Origin of the sequence: Brevibacterium linens ATCC 9172 (genome assembly GCF_900169165.1) — a bacterium.
GTDB classification, from domain to species: Bacteria; Actinomycetota; Actinomycetes; order Actinomycetales; family Brevibacteriaceae; genus Brevibacterium; species Brevibacterium linens.
This window is the reverse complement of sequence record NZ_FXYY01000001.1, coordinates 62,874-78,811: the sequence shown is the minus strand read 5'-3', so window position 1 is coordinate 78,811 and position 15,938 is coordinate 62,874. Positions and strand designations below refer to the sequence as shown.

Here is a 15,938-nt window from a genome sequence, read left to right as displayed (position 1 = left end):
CATGCGACTGAGCACTTCGGGAATCATCTTCGTCCTGGCCGGGGCGGCCCTCATCATCACGGCCTACCGCTTCGCGCTGCCCGGTCTGCTTCCGGCCGGTCTGCTGCTGCTCGGCCTGGTCCTGCTCTCGGCGCTGCTCATCCTGTGGGGCACCCGGCGGGTGTCGATCACGATGAGCACCAACCTCCACGAGGTGGCGCTGTCGCCGTCGTCGGACCGCTACCCGTTGGCCGCCGAGGGCAAAGAGGTCGAAGTGCAGGCGCGCGTGACCAACATCGGTCAGCTCGCGATTCCGGCTGCGACGATCGACTTCGTTCCGGCCGAGGGCTTCGGCGACTCCACCTCCGGTGACGTTCCGGCTCTGGCCCATGGGACTTCGCAGACGGTGCTGACGTCGTTCACCCCCAACCGCCGCGGCGTGACCGGGATCGACGCGGTCCTCATCACCGTGTTCGGGCCCTTCGGCCTGGTGACGATGAAGAAGAAGGTCCACGGGGCCTTCCCCGTGGCCGTGTCCGTGCCGATTCTGCCCGCCCGCATTCCGCAGGATTCGTCGATCCGGCCCGCCCGCCTCGATGACGGCAAGGTCCGCACCGGACACACCACCCGGGACTTCCACACACGTGAGTACGTGCCCGGCGATGACCTGCGGCATGTGCATTGGCCCTCGACGGCGAAGTCCGGCGAGCTCATGGTCCGGCATGAAGCCGATGAGGAGACGCTCTATGCGCTCATCCTCATCGACCTCGTCGCCGATGAAGGCGCTGAGGAGCCGAGCGATCTCGAGATCGAGTTCCTGCTGGCCGCGGCGACCGCGGCCGGAACCGCGTTCCTCAAGTCCGATTACGAGGTCAATGTCGTCGCCCCCGGGCACCAGATCAGATTCAAAGGAGCCCGCGAGATCGACAAGCTGCGTCTGCTGACCGCCCTTGTGCGTCCGGGCAGGGTCGAACTGCCCTCGCACGACAACCCGAATCACATCGTCATCTGCTCCGTCGGCGATCAGCGGGGCCAGGAGCTCGCCGCGCACTTCTCCCGTCGTGTGCCGGTGACTCTGCGCACGCTCAGCGAGATCGACGATCTGACGATGCTCGGTCTCAGCGAAGATCTGCCGGAGTCGTGGACGACCTTCGAGTCCAAGCGCTCTCGCAGCGGCACCGATCGGATGTCGGCCGAACCCGGACCGGGCACAGCCGGTGCCGGCGGCGCCTCTTCGACGCCCGGAAGCGCGAGTTCGCCTCCCGGTGGCGCGAGTTCGGCACCGCAGGGGGTGCGCCGATGAGTCTCAACACTCCTGACGCCCGTCCGCGCGGAGCCGATTCCGGACCCCCGGCACAGGATCACTCGGCGCCGGTGTCGACGAGCGATGAGCGGCCGAGCACAGGCTGGCTCGAAGCGATCGTCGTCTTCGTGTCCATGGCGCTGACGGCGGTCGCCGTGTCGGCCGTGTTCAAGGACTTCGCCTGGCTGTCGCCCGTGCTGATCTCCGTCGCAGTCGTCGTCATCGTCGGTGCCGTCTTCCGCACCGTGCCGGTGCTGCGGTCGACCGGCACCGCGGTCATCGCCCAGTGCGTGGCCGGCCTCCTCGCGGTCTTCGTCGTCTGCGCCGGGGATTCGCTGCTGCTCGGGTTCATCCCGACCGGTGCGTCCTTCGGGACGGTGATCGATCTGCTCTCCGAAGGGGTCAGCGACCTCTATGCGACCGCTCCCCCGGCGGCGAGCACACCGGGCTTCATCGCGATGCTCACGATCGCCTTCACCCTCATCACGATCCTCATCGACGGTCTCGTCTCGGATCTGCAGGCGCCGAAGGTCGGTGGCGTGCTGCTGCTCGTGCTGTGGATGATCCCCGTCTACTTCGCCGCTCAGGAGGTGCAGTGGTGGCATGTGGTCGCCATCCTCGCGGCATTCCTGCTGCTCATGCTCAGCCCCTATCTGCCCGCGACCCGATGGCGGGGCGGGATGACGGCGATCCTGGCCGGCGCTCTGGCTCTGGCGATCGGCATCGGCCTGCCCCTTCTGCTGCCGCCGGTGCCGACCCTGCCCGATCGGGCATCGAAGGGCCAGGGAGATCTGACGGTGACGAATCCGTTCCTCAACCTGCGCCAGAACCTCGGCGATCGCGATGACACGACGCTGTTCCGCTATCAGACGACGGCCGAGGAATCGGATCCGATCCGGTTGACCTCGATCGATGACTTCGACGGCGAGAACTGGGCACCGAGTCCATTCAGCCTCGATCCCTTCGCGATCGCCAGCGACGGCATGCCGTGGCCGGCAGGGCTGCCGCGGGACAAGAACTTCACGGAAGAGACGATCAGCGTCGCCGTCGGCGACAACTACGATCAGCAGTACCTGCCGTCTCCGTATGCTCCGCAGCAGCCGAAGGATCTGGGTCGCCGGTGGATCTTCGACGAGAAGACGCTGACGATCGTCGGCAACGGTGAGAAGACCGGCGGACTGCAGTATTCGATGGACTATCTGTCCCCGAATCCCGATGTCGCGGATCTGCAGTCGGCGACTCCGGTGTCCGAGAGCGATTTCGAGACCGAACTCGCAGTCCCCGATTCTCTGCCCACGAGCGTGAAGGAGACGGCGGAGCGAGTCACCGCCGATGCCGAGAATCAGTGGGAGGCCGCAGTCATGCTGCAGGCGTATTTCCGCGGCGGCGATTTCGAGTATTCGCTCGATGCTCCCGAACGCGCCAGCGGCGATGCGATCTCGGACTTCCTGGCCGATAAACAGGGCTACTGCGTCCAGTTCTCCTCGGCCATGACGATCATGGCCCGCACGATGGGCATCCCGGCGCGCATCGGCGTCGGCTACGCCGGGGCGGATGAGGGCGAGGACGGCTACGACGTGAGCATGCAGGATTCGCATGCCTGGCCGGAGCTGTACTTCGAAGGCGCCGGTTGGGTGCGCTTCGAACCCACCCCCGGCGGGCCGGCCGGCGATCCGCCGAAGTGGACTCTCGCCAATGGCGCCGACCAGCAGGAGGAGAGCGACGAGACAGAATCGGCGAGCCCGAGCGAAGAGCCGACCGAGTCCGCCTCACCGACCGGTGGCTCCGAAGGGCCCACCGAGGAGGAGACGAGCACGGAGGCCGCAGAGCCGGCCGGTTCGGATCTCGGCACGGTCTTCGGCATCGCAGCGATCGTGCTCGTCCTGCTGCTGCTCGCCGCACTGCCGGCGATCTGGCGTTCGATCCTGCGTTCGCGCCGGACGAAGGATCCGAACGACCTCGAAGCGGTGTGGACCGAGGTCCGCGCTCTGGCGACCGACTACGGGCAGAGTTTGGATTCGAGTCGGACGCTGCGCTTCAACGAGCTCGTGCTCTCCGGTGCAGTCCCTGCAACCGGTGCTGCCGGTGGCTCCGGGACTGCGGGCGCCACGAGCTCGACCGAGGCAGACGCGGGCACCACGGCACCGGAGGTCGATCCGGACACCGGCGAACCGACGCGAAAGTCCGCCGCCGAGGCGGCCGCCGGTTCCGGTGCCGCCGCCCAGAGCGCAGAAGGCGCCGGCTCCTCGACGTTTGATCGTTCGGATGAACGGCTGCGACGTTTGAGCAGTCCGGCTCCGTCGACGCCGACCGAGACGGGCCGTGATGATTCGGCCCTGGGAGCGTTCGTCGATGCTCTCGAAGCCCAGCGCTACGGTGCCGCGACCGAGTCTCTCGACGACTCCGAGGTGCGCGCGCTCGTCGACGAGGTGAAGACGGACCTGTCGGAGCGAGCCACGCCGGGCGGTCGGATCTCCGCGAAGATCTGGCCGGCCAGCTTGTTCAGTCGTCCCAAATGACGATGAGCTGACGATCCTGGCCGATACCTGACGATCCTGGCCGGTGAACGAAGAGGCGGTCCTGCGGGGCCGCCTCTTCGCTTCCGCATCCTCCACGACAGGCTCGCCCCGCGAGGCGGCTCGTCGCAGGCTCTAACAGCCTGGGAGCTCAGTGCGTGAGCGTGGCACCTCAGTGCCCTGCCGCGTGTTTCGCGTCCTCTCGATCGAGTGCACGCAACGCGAGCAGGCCGCGCACGGCGGCGATGGGCTTCACCAGCGGATGTTCTCCGAATCGGTAGTCTCCCCCGCGGACCAGTCGTCGTGCCAGGTCCGGGCGCATCTGCCACAGGTGGTCGCGCGCCTTCTCGGCATGATGGGAGTTCGAGACGATGCTGATCGTTGTGGCCGGGGTGAGTTCGCGATCGATGATGGGGATCGCGTTGGCGATGTTCTCCCACGTCGTTGTGCTCTGCCCCTCCCGCACCGTTCGACCGGTGAAGCCGAGTTCCTCACGGGCGAAGCTCTCCACGATGAGCGCCTCCGACGTTCTGCCCGCGACGGCTCCCCCGCAGAAGATGAGGAGGGTCGACCGCGCCCTCGGATCGATCGACCGCAGACCCGCGCGGACCCGGAATCGATTGATTCCGTTCGGCCGCTGCCCGCGGTTGGCATATCCGAGGACCACGATGATCTGGTCGCTGCCCGCCGTCCGCAAGGTCGCTGTGTGGCGACTCGCGCACCGACCGCTGCGGCGCCTGCGGGGATCGGCGACGTCACAGTCTCCCAGTCGGCGGTGACTCGATCGCCAGTGGGCCGCCTCGGCGAAGACGAAGACACCGGCACAGACGGCGAGGACTGAACCGGCACTCACGAGCACGCGGACCGGCATGGAAAAAGGCACCCTCATATCGAGAATGCCTTGATCGCCGAGACCGGGATCATTCGCCGCGCTGGCGCTTCTCCCACCGGTCTTCCATCCGGCTCATGAATCCGGAGCTGCCCTTGGCGCCGGCCTTGCCTCCGGAATTCCGAGAGTCCGTCTGAGTCGTGTGGACATGACCGGGACGGCTGAACGCCCAGTACATCCCGGCGACCATGAGGCCGAACCCGACGACGCCGAGGGCGATCCACCAGACGGAGCTGGAGACGAGCGAGATCGCGAGGATCGTCGCGGCCAGCCCGGCGAGCGCGACGATGATGCCGAGGACGAAGCGCTTGGCGGAGAACCCGGGACCCGTGGCAGCGGCCTGGGTTTCCGAGATATTCCGCGCAAAACGAGGGTCTTCACTGCGCAGCTGCTTCTCCAGTTGATCCAACAGCTGCTGTTCGTGATCGGAGAGTGGCATCTCGAACCCCCGTTTCGCTTCTCAAGTCTTTCACTCAATCATAGTCTCTGAGGCCCGAAAAAACATCTCCGCAGGCTGTCAGGAGCCGGATTCCCACGGGGTCTTCAGACTGTGCTCCCGCTCACCCGCTCTCAGGCCTCGGGAGGCTTGCGCAGAAGCGAAGCCTGGGAGATCGCTTCGCTGCCGAACCGGCGTCTCACCTCGTCGAGGGCGACCTCGGCGTCGCGTCCGGAATGAACTGGTTCGTCCAAGGTGGCCTGTCGTCCCGTGACGGCGAAATCGCTGAGTCCGGCAGCCCTGACCCCGAGCAGTCTGACGCCCTGAGAGCGCTGCTCGCGCAGCGTGCGCAGAGCGGGGCGAAGGGCCTCGTACATCTCCCTGGCCAGATCCGTCGGAGCCGTCAGGGTCACCGACCTCGACAGGGTGGTGAAATCGCCGAGGCGGTACTTCAGTCCGAGGCTCGTGGCCACCTTCCCCTCCGCACGGACCCGATAGGCGACCTTGTCGGCCAGACGCAGCAGTTCGTGTTCGAGCACAGCGATGTCCCAGATGTCCTCGCCGAAGGTGTTCTCCGCACTGATCGAGTGTTCTCTGGCCTGCTGGTCGAAACCGGAGGAGTCCTGTCCGTGGGCGGCCCGCCACAGCTGATGGCCGTGGGCACCGAAGACGCGTGCGGCCCAGTCCTCGTCCACGGCGGCGAGGTCGCCGATGAGACGGATTCCGTAGCGGGAGAAGCCTGCCTGGGTCTTCTCCCCCACTCCCGGCAGAGCTTCGATCGGCATCGGGTCGAGGAATTCCCGGGTCGCAGCCACGGGCACGAGCAGCTGACCGTTCGGTTTCGCCCTGGTCGAGGCGAGCTTGGCCACGACCCGGCTGACGGCGATGCCGACCGAGGCGCTCAGCCCCGTCCGCTCCCGGATCCGGGCACGCAGCTGGGTGGTGATCTCGACCGGAGAGCCGAGTCGTCGCACAGCTCCGGAGACGTCGATATAGGCTTCGTCGACACTGACCTGACGAACATCGGGAGTGACCTCGGCGACGAGATCGAAGACCTGACGGGAGTAGGAGGAATACAGGCCGTGGGAGGGTGGGATCACCTCGGCGATGGGACACAGATTCATGGCCCGCGACATCGGCATCGCCGCGTGCACCCCGAACTCGCGCGCTTCATAGCTGGCCGAGACGACGACTCCGCGGCCGCTGCGCCCGCCGACGATGACGGGACGGCCGACGAGGTGCGGACGGCTGAGCAGCTCGACGGAGACGAAGAACGAGTCCATGTCGAGGTGGAGCATGGTGGCACCGGCGTCGTCCGTGCCCAATCGGCTCAGATCACCTCCGGATCGTGCCAGCTGCTTCCGACTCATCGCCTGCCCCTCGCGTTCGTTCCTTTCGGCTCCGCCGAACAGTCCAGGTACTCTTGAAGCATGGTATCGCGCACCGCTGTCATGACACTGCCCATCGTCGCCGCTCTCGCTCTTGCGGGCTGTTCGGGAACCGATGGAGACACGGCCGAATCAACCGCTTCGGCCTCCCCGGAGACCTCGACCTCCGCAGCCTCGGCCGAGACCACAGCCTCGGCAAAGTCCGAGTCCGAGACCGCTTCGGCCAAAGCGTCGACCGAGGCCACGGGTTCGGATCCTGATACATCGAACGATGTCAAGGATCTGCCCGAGTACATCAAGCCGTACCCGGATTCCGAGGTGCTCTCCGCGTCGATCGTCAAGGCCCACAACGACAAGGACAAGAAGCTGCCCGAACAGGTCAGCCTCACCCTCCGCGCCGAGGCCGATGCCAAGGACGTCTTCGCGTTCTACGAGAAGGAGCTCGGCAAGGCCGACTTCGAACGCCTCGGGGATGAGGTGAAGACGAAGAGCGCCCGTGTGGTCAACTTCAAACACAAGGACAATGACAGCGTCCTCGTCGTCACGGTCGCCGAGGATTCCGAGGACAAGGCGAATTCGATCGTCACCGTCGGCGGAAACATCGGTTGATGACCTCACATCGTTCTGTGACGCCCGGAGACTCCCCCGAGTCCGCTCCGTCCGCTGCGCCCTCGTCGACGGCCGCGCCCTCGTCGTCCGCGGCGACGGGTGCCCCTCCCGCCCTCGTCGAGTCCCTCGACTCTCCGGAATCCATCGCCGCCGAGGTGTCCGCCCAGCTCGAGGCCTTCCTCGCTGAGAAGGCCGCAGAGTTCGAGGCGATCTCACCCGATGCGGCTGCGATCGGCGACGCTCTCATCGAGTTCACCCGCGGCGGCAAGAGGATCCGTCCCGTCCTGCTGTGGTGGGGCTTCCAGCTCGCCGGCGGAGACGTCCGCGCCGGCGCGGACACCGGCCCCTCCGCCGACGTCATCGCGGGCCTGGCCCAGGCGGCAGGGTCGCTCGAGCTGCTCCATGCCGCCGCGCTCATCCATGATGACGTCATCGACAATTCGGACACCCGGCGCGGCCGGCCCGCCCTGCACCGTCAGTTCGAGGCCCGCCATCAGCGCTCCGGCTTCCACGGCGACGGCGCCTCCTTCGGGGTCTCCGCCTCCATCGTCATCGGCGATATCTGCCTGGCCCTGAGCGAGGAGCTCTTCGAACGCTCGCAGGAGTGCCTGGGCGACAGCGCCTCGGCACGCGAACTGCGCGGAATCGTGCGCCGCGACGTCATGGTCGGCCAGTACCTCGATGTGCTCGCCGAGGTCATCCCCCTCGGCGACGCCCGGATCGCCGATCGCGCGTGGGAGGTGCTCAGCTTCAAGTCCGCGAAGTATTCGGTCGAGCAGCCGCTCCTGCTCGGCGCGGCCCTGGCGGGAGCGGACGATCGGCAGCTGGCGGAGATCTCCGCTTTCGGTCTTCCCCTCGGTCAGGCGTTCCAGCTGCGCGACGATGTCCTCGGCATCGCCGGTGACCCCGAGGCCACGGGCAAACCCGCCGGCGACGACATCCGCGAGGGCAAGCGGACCGTGCTCATCGCCGAGACGGCCTCTCGGATCCCAGCGGACCGGCTCGAGGTCCTCGCCGCACGGTTGGGCGATCCGGATCTCACCGACGCCGAGGTGGCCGAATGCGTCGGCATGATCACGGACTCGGGCGGTCTCGCCGCCGTCGAATCCTTCATCGCGGACAAACATGCCCACACGGCGACGATCGTCGATACGTGGGCAGGAGACGGCGCGGCGACCGATTCAGCGACCGGGGCGGCCGCCTCGGCGCCAGTGCGCATCGGTCCGGCCGCACAGGAGCGGCTCAAGGCATTCGCGAGGGCGCTGAGCTACCGCTCCAGCTGAACCCGACGAACGGGCCTGCTCACCTCGAGCGGGCGGCGCAGATCAGAACGCCAGCGCCTGAGCGCGGCGGCGGACTTCCTTCTTGTTGCCGGCGCGAAGCAGGTCGATGGGCCGGCCCGGCAGGGAATCGTCGTGGGTGAAGAGCCACACGATGGCTTCCTCGTAGTCGAATCCGGCGTCGTAGAGGGTATGCAGAGTGCCCTTGAGCGGTTTGACGACCTCACCGTCGACGAAGAAGGCCAACGGGACCCGCAGAACCTTCGGATCGCCGATCTTGATTCCGCAGATGGCGCCGTCTTCGAGCAGCCTCCGCACCTGGGAGATGCCGAGCCCGGTGAGTTCTGCGATGTCGGGCAGCGGGGCCCAGTCCTGAACGAGTTCTTCGGTATTCACGCCCCCAAGCGTAGCAATATTCGGCAGAAACACCCCGCCATGCGGTGCCGAATGCTCGGGTCGAGCCCGCCCACTCGTTAGGCTGGGAATCGCAGCTTCCCCCATTCGACATGAAGTCAACAGGTGACAGATGACACGACCGCGACGGCACAGGCCCGTCACCGCCGCTCCTGACATCCGCGCCGCATCGAAGGTGAATTCGACCGGTCCGATCCCAGGAGCCGAACGGGTCGACCCCGAAAACGAATCCCCCACCGAGGTGGCCCCCACCACCGAATCCGACCACGACTCCGCTGACGAGGACGCAGCCGCTGCGAGCACCGGCCCACAGTGGATCTCGGGGACCGCGAGTGCGACCGTGCCCGTCACCCACGGCGGCCGCACCTACAAGGTCAAGCAGGGCGACACCCTCTACGCGGTGGCCAGCAAACACGGCGTCTCCGTACCCGCACTGGCCGAACTCAACCGCATCTCGCCGCGTCAGAACCTTCACCAAGGGCAGGTTCTGTCTCTGCCGGAGAAGAACGATCTGCCCGATGATGATCCCTCGCACATCGTCGCCCCCGGTGAGACCCTGCAGGGAATCGCCGCGCGCCACGGAATCTCTCCGGCGACCCTGCGGCGGGCAAACGCCATGGGCGATGACTCGCTCATCACGGTCGGTGAACTCCTCCTGCTGCGTCCGTCGACGGCCCGCCCGCGTCGCACCGCGCCCGAAGCCCCGCGTGACATCCCACGCGTCGCCGCCGGCGCGCAGGTCGAGGGCATCCGCCCCGCGGTGCTCCACGCGGCACGGCTGAACAAATACACCCTGCTGCACCGTCGCCATCCGGCACCGGCGCAGGCGAAGCTGCTCGTCGCCTCCCTGGCCGCCGAGCTCGGTGCCGATCCTGCCCTCATGCAGGCCGTCGCCGCTGCCGAATCCGGGTTCCAGCACACGACCGTCTCGGCCGGCAATGCGATCGGCATCATGCAGATCACTCCCCGTTCCGGTCGCTGGGCGTCCGATATCGTCGGCCGCGGACTCGATCTGCTCGACATCGAAGACAATATCGTCGCCGGCACCGTCATCCTCGGCTGGCTGATGGAAACCGCCGAGTCGGAGAACGAAGCCATCGCCGGCTACTACCAGGACCTGCGCTCGGTTCGCGCCGACGGACTGCTGCCGGAGACGAAGGCCTTCGTCCGCGGTGTCCAGCTGCAGCGTGCACGTCTGCAGGAGGCCCTGTGACAGCCCGCCGAGATCCCCTCATCGGCACGGTGCTCAACGACCGATACCGCATCGATGCCAAGATCGCCCGCGGCGGCATGGCCATGGTCTACCGCGGCACCGACCTGCGTCTCGACCGTGAGATCGCGATCAAGGTCATGCACGAACACCTCATCTCCGATGAGACCTTCGTCGAACGCTTCCGCCGGGAGGCCATCAACGCCGGTCGTCTCACCCACCCGAACCTCGTGGCCATCCATGATCAGGCCCGTGACGGCGATATCGTCTACCTCGTCATGGAGTACCTGCCGTCGGTGACGCTGCGCCGTGAGCTCAAGCACCGCGGCAGCTTCACCCCCAGACAGGCGATCGTCGTTCTCGACGCGATCCTCGCCGCACTCGAGGCTGTGCACTCGACGGGCATCATCCACCGTGACCTCAAACCCGACAATGTGCTGCTGGGCACCGATGGACAGGTCAAGCTCGCCGACTTCGGTCTGGCGCGCGCCGTGACCACGGCGACGACGACGAAGACCCTCATCGGCACCGTCGGCTATGTTGCACCTGAGCTCGTCACCCGGGCCGGAGCCGATGCCCGCACCGACCTGTACACGGTCGGCATCATGTTCTACGAGATGCTCACCGGCGCTCAGCCCTACACCGACGATGTGCCGATCCAGGTCGCCTACCGGCACGTCCACGACACGGTTCCGCCGCCGTCGGAGGTCGTTGCCCGCCTGAGCCCGCGCCTGGACGCGCTCGTGCTGTGGGCGACGTCGAAAGATCCCGAGGACCGCCCTGCCGATGCCGCCGAGTTCCGACTGGCGTTGGCCGAAGCACGTGCGGAGATGACCGAGGCCGAACTCGACCTCGGAGATCCGCAGGTCTCGGCCGGTGAGCATTCTCCCATGCTCACCGCGAGCATCGATCTCGGCGAGGAAGTGCCGAAGGAGAGGCGCTCCCGCACCGACGAGATCCCGTATCTCGAAGGCGAAGAAGAGGACGACGCCGAGGCGGACACCGGTGACACCGATCCCGACGAAGGAGACGACGACCCGGACGATGCCGCCGCAGCGCCTGCCACGACTGCGGCCGGAGCCGTCGGTGGCGGTGCCGCAGCGGCAGCAGCCGGAGTCGGCGCCACCGCCGACTCCCCCGACTCCGATTCTGCGGACTCCGCCGTTGCCGACGAGCCTGCCGACTCGGACGATTCCGGTGATCGAGACGACTCCGAGGCCGAGCAGGAATCGGAGGATTCGGAATCCGATCGGCGTGGCCCGGCTGCGGTCGTCGCCGGCTCCGCGGCCGCCTCGGCGAGTCAGTCCCCTGTCCGACGTCGCCGACGTCGCGTGCTCACGGGACTCGTCGCCGTCGTCGCGGTTCTCGCTCTGGTCGCCTGGTTCGTCATCGCGAACCTGCCGGCACCGACCTCCATCGTCCCCGGCGAACTCGCCGGCAAACCCGTGGACGAGGTCACCTCGCGGTTGGAGGACAACGACCTCAGGGCCGAGCCCAAGGAGGTCTTCGACGACAAGGTGCCCGCCGGTACGGTCATCGGCACAGAACCCGTCAGCGGTGCAGAGCTCGCCCCCGACTCATCCGTCACGGTCGTCGTGTCCAAAGGTGAGGAGAAGTTCGCTGTGCCGAAGCTCCCAGGCATGAGCCGCGACGAAGCGGAGGACGCGCTGCAGAAGGTCAACCTCGCCGTCGGCAAGGTCGAGGAGGAGTACAGCGACACGGTCGCCGAGGACACCGTCATCTCGGCGTCGCAGAAAGCCGGGACGAAGCTGTCGAAGGGCGAGAAGATCGACCTGGTCGTGTCCAAGGGCGTCGCTCCGATCCCGGTTCCCAACGTCGAGGGGCTGACCTTCGACGCCGCCTATGCGACCTTGGCCAAGCGCGGATTCCGCGTCGGCAAGGACGAGGTGTTCTCCGACGACGTGCCCAAGGGCAAGGTCGTCTCTCAGTACCCGAAGAGCACCGAGGCGAAGCCGGCGAATTCGCTCATCATCGTCCGCGTTTCCAAGGGCAAGGAGAAGACGGACGACTCCGATTCGAAGGATGACAAGAAGGACGATTCGGCGGACACGAAGTCCGAGGACGAGAAGAAGGACGACTGAGCCACATCGGACTCGTCGGTCAGGCACGACGATCAGTCGGACGACGATTCCCGTCGGCCGAACGCGTGGCCACAGAGATGCCGGGGGCTGCGCAGAATCTCTGCGCAGCCCCCGGCATTGTGTCAGCTGTGGCCGTTACTTCCGGCGAGTCAGGTATTCGGCGACCTGGAAGGCCATCTCCAGCGACTGATCGTGGTTGAGACGCGGGTCGACGAGGGTCTCATAGCGGCGACGCAGACCTTCGTCGTCGATCTCCGTGGCTCCGCCCATGATCTCGGTGACGTCATCACCGGTGAGTTCGATGTGCAGACCACCGGGGATCGTGCCCGCATCGGCATGGGCGGTGAAGAATCCCTCGACCTCGGCCATGACGTCTTCGAAGCGACGGGTCTTGTACCCGGTGTTCGAAGTGATCGTATTGCCGTGCATCGGGTCGCAGACCCAGGTCACGTGCGGCAGGCGGTCGCCGATTCCCGACAGCAGAGCCGGCAGCGACTCACCGATCTGGCCGGCACCCATGCGGGTGACGAAGGTCAGGCGACCCGGCTCGGCGTCCGGATCGAGCTTCTCCGCCAGCGCCAGAGCGTCGTCTGCCGTGGCCGTCGGCCCGAGTTTGACGCCGATGGGGTTGCGCACCTTCGACAGGAAGTCGACGTGGGCACCGTCGATCTCGCGGGTGCGCTCACCGATCCACAGGAAGTGGCCGGAGACGTCGTAGGCTTCACCGGTGCGCGAGTCGATACGGGTCAGTGCCCGCTCGTATTCGAGCAGCAGCGCCTCGTGGGCGGCGTAGAACTCGGTGGTCTTGAGCGCGTCGAAGTCGGCTCCGCAGGCATCCATGAAGCGGATGGCACGATCGATCTCGGCAGCGGTCTGCTCGTAGCGCTGGTAGCCGGGATTCGAGGCGAGGAAACCGCGGTTCCAATCGTGGACGAACCGCAGATCGGCGAAGCCGCCCTGGGTGAACGCACGGATGAGATTCAGCGTGGAGGCGGAGATGTGGTACGCCTTGAGCAGACGCTCCGGATCGTGACGGCGGGATTCCTCGGTGAACTCGTAGCCGTTGACGATATCGCCGCGGAACGACGGCAGGGTGACCCCCTCGCGGGTCTCCGTATCGGCCGAACGCGGCTTCGCGAACTGACCGGCCATCCGGCCGATCTTCACCACGGGCATCGAACCGCCGTAGGTGAGAACGGCCGCCATCTGCAGAACCGTCTGGACTCGGGCCCGGATCTTGTCCGCCTGGGCGCCGTCGAAGGATTCGGCGCAGTCTCCTCCAGCCAGCACGAATGCCTCACCGCGTGAGGCGGCGGCGATACGCTGCTTGAGCACATCGGCCTCACCGGCGAAGACCAGCGGAGGAGAGCTGCGCAGGTCGGTGAGCACCTCGTCGAGTGCGGCACTGTCGAGATACGTCGGCTGCTGCTTCGGATCCATCTCTCGCCAGTCGTCGAGACCGCGGAGATTGTCGTGGCCGGCAGCGGCGATTTCTCTGTTGGACAGGACCGGATCGGTGTGGAGACTCACTGTTTCACTTTCATGGGTTTTCGGTACCGGTCTCGAAATCCTCGGCCGAGACGTTGTCGAGGAAGTCTCTGAACTGTGCGACTTCCTCTTCATCGGCCTCGGGGGCTTCGATTCCGGACTCTTCAAGCAGTTGTGTTTCGACGAAGACGGGGCAGTGCGCTGTCAGCGCCAGAGTCACCGCGTCCGAGGGGCGCGCGGAGATCGACTTCCCGTCGTTCGTGTGCAGCTCGGCCAGGAAGATCTGACCGTCCTTGCCGGTGATCGTCACATCCTGCAGCTCGGCGTCGTACTTCTCGAGGACGTCGAGCAGCAGAGCATGCGACATGGGGCGCGGCGGGGTCAGCCCCCGCTGCGCGATCGACAGCGCATTGGCCTCGATCGCACCGACCCAGATCGGCAGGTAGTAGGCAGGTTCGCTGGCCTTGAGCAGCAGAATCGGTTGGTTGGCTGGCATTTCGATGCGGACGCCGACAACCTCGACTTCGACTTTTGACATCATCCCCCGGTCAGGAGCGCGGACGCTGCTGGAAGATCATTCGGAACTTGCCGATCTGCACATCGGCTCCGTTCTGCAGGTCGATGGAGTCGATGAGCTGACGCCCCACATAGGTGCCGTTGAGCGAGCCCGTGTCGCGCAGCGTGAAACCGCTGGGCGTACGGATGAACTCGGCATGCTTGCGCGAGACGGTGACGTCATCGAGGAAGATGTCGGCGTTCGGGCTGCGGCCCACCGTGACCACGTCGGTGTCGAGCAGGATCTGCGAACCGGAGTCCGGCCCGGAGACGACGACGAGCAGAGCATCGGCGTCCTGCAGACCTTCGAGGTCGGGCACCGGGTGGATCTCACCGGTGTGCGGGTCCAGGATTCCCTGGAACTGCTGGCTGCCCGAATCATTCATCGGATCCTGACCGCCGCTCGCCGGCGCACCCTGTGGCTGACCGGACTGGGGCTGACCGTACTGGCCGGGGCCGGGCTGGCTGCCCTGCTGCTGGTTGGGATCGAACTGATCGTCCTGGCCGGCGCCGTTCGACCCGTACTGCGGCTGGCCACCCTGCTGCGGCTGGTTTCCGTACTGCTGCTGACCTTGGTTGCCCTGGGGCTGCGCAAACTGGCCGGCGCCATTGGAACCATACTGCTGCTGACCCTGGCTGCCCTGAGGCTGACCGGACTGAGGCTGGCCGCTCTGCGGCTGGCCGAAGTTCTGCGGTGGATACTGACTCTGCTGAGGCTGATACTGCTGCTGGCTCTGGCCGCCCTGACCGTTTCCGGCGTAGGGCTGGTCGGCCGGCTGCGACGCACCATAATTCTGGCCGCCCTGCGGGGTCCCGCCGTGATTCTGGCCGTTGCCGTACTGCAGTGCCTGTGGGGCGCCGTTGGCCGGCTGCTGTCCGTAGGGAGGGGTGTTCCCCTGGCTGTTCTGGTCGACCTGAGGGTTCATCCGAGTCGCCGACTCGTCGCCGCCGTTGCCGTTACCGGCCCCGAATGGGAACTTCTTCGACTGCGGGACCTGTCCGTTGTCATACCAGGGCTGCGAGGGGGTCGGACGATTCTGATCGTGATTCTGCGACATTACGCCTCCTCGCTCTGAATGAGCTCTTTGTACGCCTCGCTGTCCATCAGCGATTCGAGCTGTGCGGGGTCACTGAGTTCGACGAGATACATCCACCCGTCTTCGAAAGGCGACGAGTTCACGGTCTCTGGTGAGTCGTCGAGTGAGTCGTTGACCTCGGTGACGGTCCCCGACACAGGTGCGATCAGGTCAGAGACGCTCTTCGTGCTCTCGACTTCGCCACAGGACTCCCCTGCGGTGACCGAGTCCCCGGCTTCAGGCAGGTCGACATAGACGACGTCACCCAGCTGTTCCTGGGCGAAATCAGTGATACCCACACGGACTACTGCGTTGTCTTCCGTGGTCGCAACCCACTCGTGGTCGCGTGAGTACCGCAAAGATACTGGATAATCCAGATCTGCCATGTCGACTCCTCTAGTTTGTCGGTGTACCAAGCATAGCCGCCTGAGCCACGTTCATAACAATCACGAAACGGAAATGGTACCGAGTCACCCTGACAGGCCACTGCATGTCCCGCTTCTTCGGTATCCACCTGGGATGATACCTGTTTTTCGAAGGTCACGGAACGCGGTTTTGGCAGTTGACCCCCGATCGGTATAAGCTAGTTCTCGTTGCCCACGAGGGAGTACGGTAACGGGCTATGGCGCAGCTTGGTAGCGCGCTTCACTGGGGGTGAAGAGGTCGTGGGTTCAAATCCCGCTAGCCCGACCA

14 protein-coding genes and 1 tRNA gene are annotated in these 15,938 nt (G+C 66.1%); 7 read left to right on the top strand and 8 right to left on the bottom strand.

The annotated features are described in order from the left end of the window. Position 1 precedes the first annotated feature (1 nt). Both BLIN9172_RS00350 and BLIN9172_RS00345 read left to right on the top strand, forming a co-directional pair. The gene (locus BLIN9172_RS00350; RefSeq protein WP_101553352.1) at positions 2–1,282 is read left to right on the top strand and encodes a DUF58 domain-containing protein; all 1,281 of its coding nucleotides are present in this window, start codon (positions 2–4) and stop codon (positions 1,280–1,282) included. Continuing rightward, positions 1,279–3,801 carry a transglutaminase TgpA family protein gene (locus tag BLIN9172_RS00345; protein ID WP_101553351.1) on the top strand — a complete coding sequence of 841 codons (2,523 nt, stop codon included), beginning with the start codon at positions 1,279–1,281 and terminating at the stop codon, positions 3,799–3,801. Before BLIN9172_RS00350 ends, BLIN9172_RS00345 begins: the two co-directional genes overlap by 4 nt. 169 nt (positions 3,802–3,970) lie before the next feature. Here the strand turns inward: BLIN9172_RS00345 and BLIN9172_RS00340 are convergent, their stop codons facing one another. The 3 genes from BLIN9172_RS00340 to dinB form a co-directional block, all read right to left on the bottom strand. Further along, positions 3,971–4,687, bottom strand: coding sequence for a YdcF family protein (locus BLIN9172_RS00340; protein WP_240811942.1), 717 nt, complete (start codon positions 4,685–4,687; stop codon positions 3,971–3,973). Between the two features lie 31 nt (positions 4,688–4,718). Then, the gene (locus tag BLIN9172_RS00335; protein ID WP_101553349.1) at positions 4,719–5,126 is read right to left on the bottom strand and encodes a DUF3040 domain-containing protein; all 408 of its coding nucleotides are present in this window, start codon (positions 5,124–5,126) and stop codon (positions 4,719–4,721) included. A gap of 131 nt (positions 5,127–5,257) precedes the next feature. Further along, the gene (gene dinB, locus BLIN9172_RS00330) at positions 5,258–6,493 is read right to left on the bottom strand and encodes a DNA polymerase IV (RefSeq protein ID WP_101553348.1); all 1,236 of its coding nucleotides are present in this window, start codon (positions 6,491–6,493) and stop codon (positions 5,258–5,260) included. 60 nt (positions 6,494–6,553) lie between these two features. Here dinB and BLIN9172_RS00325 point away from each other — a divergent pair, with 60 nt between their 5' ends. After that, positions 6,554–7,120, top strand: a complete 567-nt coding sequence (locus BLIN9172_RS00325; RefSeq protein ID WP_101553347.1) for a hypothetical protein — start codon at positions 6,554–6,556, stop codon at positions 7,118–7,120. Then, positions 7,120–8,403: a polyprenyl synthetase family protein gene (locus BLIN9172_RS00320; protein WP_101553346.1), complete on the top strand. Its 1,284-nt coding sequence runs from the start codon at positions 7,120–7,122 to the stop codon at positions 8,401–8,403. Before BLIN9172_RS00325 ends, BLIN9172_RS00320 begins: the two co-directional genes overlap by 1 nt. 42 nt (positions 8,404–8,445) lie before the next feature. Here BLIN9172_RS00320 and BLIN9172_RS00315 read toward each other — a convergent pair whose 3' ends face one another. Continuing rightward, a complete protein-coding gene (locus BLIN9172_RS00315; protein ID WP_025780061.1) occupies positions 8,446–8,796 on the bottom strand; it encodes an Rv2175c family DNA-binding protein in 351 nt (116 codons plus the stop codon). Between the two features lie 130 nt (positions 8,797–8,926). Here BLIN9172_RS00315 and BLIN9172_RS00310 point away from each other — a divergent pair, with 130 nt between their 5' ends. Then, positions 8,927–10,027: a lytic transglycosylase gene (locus tag BLIN9172_RS00310; RefSeq protein ID WP_101553345.1), complete on the top strand. Its 1,101-nt coding sequence runs from the start codon at positions 8,927–8,929 to the stop codon at positions 10,025–10,027. Then, a complete protein-coding gene (locus BLIN9172_RS00305) occupies positions 10,024–12,126 on the top strand; it encodes a protein kinase domain-containing protein (protein ID WP_101553344.1) in 2,103 nt (700 codons plus the stop codon). The genes BLIN9172_RS00310 and BLIN9172_RS00305 overlap by 4 nt, the downstream gene beginning before the upstream one ends. A 135-nt stretch (positions 12,127–12,261) precedes the next feature. Here BLIN9172_RS00305 and BLIN9172_RS00300 read toward each other — a convergent pair whose 3' ends face one another. From BLIN9172_RS00300 to gcvH, 4 genes are read right to left on the bottom strand one after another with little or no spacing between them, the layout of a single operon-like run. Then, on the bottom strand, positions 12,262–13,656 hold the full coding sequence (locus BLIN9172_RS00300; protein WP_025780067.1) for a class II 3-deoxy-7-phosphoheptulonate synthase: 1,395 nt from the start codon (positions 13,654–13,656) through the stop codon (positions 12,262–12,264). Between the two features lie 10 nt (positions 13,657–13,666). Then, positions 13,667–14,152: a bifunctional nuclease family protein gene (locus BLIN9172_RS00295; protein WP_025780069.1), complete on the bottom strand. Its 486-nt coding sequence runs from the start codon at positions 14,150–14,152 to the stop codon at positions 13,667–13,669. A 10-nt stretch (positions 14,153–14,162) separates the two neighbouring features. After that, positions 14,163–15,227: an FHA domain-containing protein gene (locus BLIN9172_RS18710; protein WP_101553343.1), complete on the bottom strand. Its 1,065-nt coding sequence runs from the start codon at positions 15,225–15,227 to the stop codon at positions 14,163–14,165. Beyond that, on the bottom strand, positions 15,227–15,631 hold the full coding sequence (gcvH, locus tag BLIN9172_RS00285) for a glycine cleavage system protein GcvH (protein WP_101553342.1): 405 nt from the start codon (positions 15,629–15,631) through the stop codon (positions 15,227–15,229). The genes BLIN9172_RS18710 and gcvH overlap by 1 nt, the downstream gene beginning before the upstream one ends. 230 nt (positions 15,632–15,861) lie before the next feature. Between gcvH and BLIN9172_RS00280 the strand changes: the two genes are divergently transcribed. Next, a tRNA-Pro gene (locus BLIN9172_RS00280) sits at positions 15,862–15,938 on the top strand.

Bases quoted from the DNA above. Each gene is read 5' to 3' on its own strand.
- BLIN9172_RS00350 (WP_101553352.1), top strand. From the start codon at position 2: ATGCGACTGAGCACTTCGGGAATCATCTTCGTCCTGGCCGGGGCGGCC.
- BLIN9172_RS00345 (WP_101553351.1), top strand. From the start codon at position 1,279: ATGAGTCTCAACACTCCTGACGCCCGTCCGCGCGGAGCCGATTCCGGA.
- BLIN9172_RS00340 (WP_240811942.1), bottom strand. From the start codon at position 4,687: ATGAGGGTGCCTTTTTCCATGCCGGTCCGCGTGCTCGTGAGTGCCGGT.
- BLIN9172_RS00335 (WP_101553349.1), bottom strand. From the start codon at position 5,126: ATGCCACTCTCCGATCACGAACAGCAGCTGTTGGATCAACTGGAGAAG.
- dinB (WP_101553348.1), bottom strand. From the start codon at position 6,493: ATGAGTCGGAAGCAGCTGGCACGATCCGGAGGTGATCTGAGCCGATTG.
- BLIN9172_RS00325 (WP_101553347.1), top strand. From the start codon at position 6,554: ATGGTATCGCGCACCGCTGTCATGACACTGCCCATCGTCGCCGCTCTC.
- BLIN9172_RS00320 (WP_101553346.1), top strand. From the start codon at position 7,120: ATGACCTCACATCGTTCTGTGACGCCCGGAGACTCCCCCGAGTCCGCT.
- BLIN9172_RS00310 (WP_101553345.1), top strand. From the start codon at position 8,927: ATGACACGACCGCGACGGCACAGGCCCGTCACCGCCGCTCCTGACATC.
- BLIN9172_RS00295 (WP_025780069.1), bottom strand. From the start codon at position 14,152: ATGTCAAAAGTCGAAGTCGAGGTTGTCGGCGTCCGCATCGAAATGCCA.
- BLIN9172_RS18710 (WP_101553343.1), bottom strand. From the start codon at position 15,227: ATGTCGCAGAATCACGATCAGAATCGTCCGACCCCCTCGCAGCCCTGG.
- gcvH (WP_101553342.1), bottom strand. From the start codon at position 15,631: ATGGCAGATCTGGATTATCCAGTATCTTTGCGGTACTCACGCGACCAC.